This is a genomic window from Rhodococcoides kroppenstedtii (assembly GCF_900111805.1).
In the GTDB taxonomy this organism is placed as follows: Bacteria; Actinomycetota; Actinomycetes; order Mycobacteriales; family Mycobacteriaceae; genus Rhodococcoides; species Rhodococcoides kroppenstedtii.
The window spans coordinates 1-1,498 of the sequence record NZ_FOJN01000027.1 but is presented as its reverse complement, the minus strand read 5'-3'; the positions used below and the strand labels follow the sequence as shown (position 1 = coordinate 1,498).

General features: G+C 63.0%; 1 protein-coding gene. It reads left to right on the top strand.

Annotated features, from left to right (window positions below; genetic code table 11):
- Positions 1-139: 139 nt before the first annotated feature.
- Positions 140-1,489, top strand: coding sequence for an IS30 family transposase (locus BMZ18_RS19005; protein ID WP_442978386.1), 1,350 nt, complete (start codon positions 140-142; stop codon positions 1,487-1,489).
- The last annotated feature ends 9 nt before the right edge of the window (positions 1,490-1,498 follow it).

Sequence of the window (1,498 nt, the reverse complement as noted above, 5' to 3'; positions counted from 1 at the left end):
GGCGGATTCAACTGGTCGTCGCAACACCCTGATCTCGGAGGTATGCGACGTGGCTACAGCAGACTGGAGTAAGAAGGCCAGCGATGTTCCAGAGGGGGTTCGTCGGCAGTGGCGTGCTGATCGTGCGCTTCGGCCAGCGATGCGCTCGCCCGGGAGGCCGGAGCCCTCGCGGGCGGTGCAACGTCAGTTCTGGAGGCTGATCGCAACCGGAATGAGCACTGCTGAGGCGTCTTTGACGGTAGGCGTGTCGGTCCCGGTTGGGTCGCGATGGTTCCGTCACGCTGGCGGAATGACGCCACTGAGTATGGATGAGCCCACCGGCCGCTACCTCTCGTTCGCCGAACGCGAGGAAATCGCATTGCTACGCGCCCAGGAAGTCGGCGTGCGCGAAATTGCCCGCAGGATCGGCCGCGACCCGGGGACGATCTCACGCGAACTGCGCCGTAACGCAGCAACCCGGAGCGGGAAGCAGGTCTACCGTGCCCTGGTCGCGCAGTGGAAAGCGCAACAGGCCTCGAAACGCCCGAAGTCCGCGAAGCTGTTGAGCAACAAACGGTTACGTGAGTACGTACAGGAACGTCTGGCCGGCAGCGTCCGGCTCCCCGACGGCACCGTGGTCGGTGGGCCGCAAATACCGGCGTGGAAGGGGTTGAACAAGCCGCATCGCCAAGACCGGAAGTGGGCAACGGCGTGGAGCCCGGAGCAGATTTCGCATCGGCTGACAATCGACTTCCCGGATGATGAGTCCATGCGCATCAGCCACGAGACTATCTACCAGTCATTGTTCATCGAGGGCCGCGGCGCCCTCAAGCGCGATCTCGTGACATGTCTGCGCACAGGCCGCGCATTGAGGGAGCCACGCGCTCGGTCGCAGAACAAACCGCAGGGGCATGTCACCGCAGATGTCGTACTCTCCAAACGCCCAGCGGAAGCCTATGATCGCGCGTTCCCGGGGCATTGGGAGGGTGACCTGATCATCGGCACGGGCCGCTCTGCAATCGGCACACTCGTCGAGCGCAGCAGTCGATCAACAATCCTCGTTCACCTCCCTCGACTGGACGGCTGGGGCGAGAACCCAGTGGTGAAGAACGGTCCATCGCTGGGCGGTTACGGTGCCGTCGCCATGAACACCGCCCTGAAGGAATCGATGGCCGAGCTCCCCGAGCAGCTCCGCAAGACCCTCACCTGGGACCGCGGCAAAGAACTGTCCGGGCACGCCCAGTTCGCGCTCGAAACAGGCACCAAAGTGTACTTCGCCGACCCCCACTCTCCTTGGCAACGACCGACGAACGAGAACACCAATGGCGTTCTGAGGCAGTACTTTCCGAAAGGTACGGATCTGTCTCGGTGGTCTGCCATGGACCTCGAAGCCGTCGCACTTGCAGTCAACAACCGGCCACGGAAAGTTCTCGGATGGAAGACCCCGACCGAGGTCTTCACCGAGCAGCTAAGCTCACTCCAACAGCCCGGTGTTGCAACGACCGGTTGAACTTGCCCA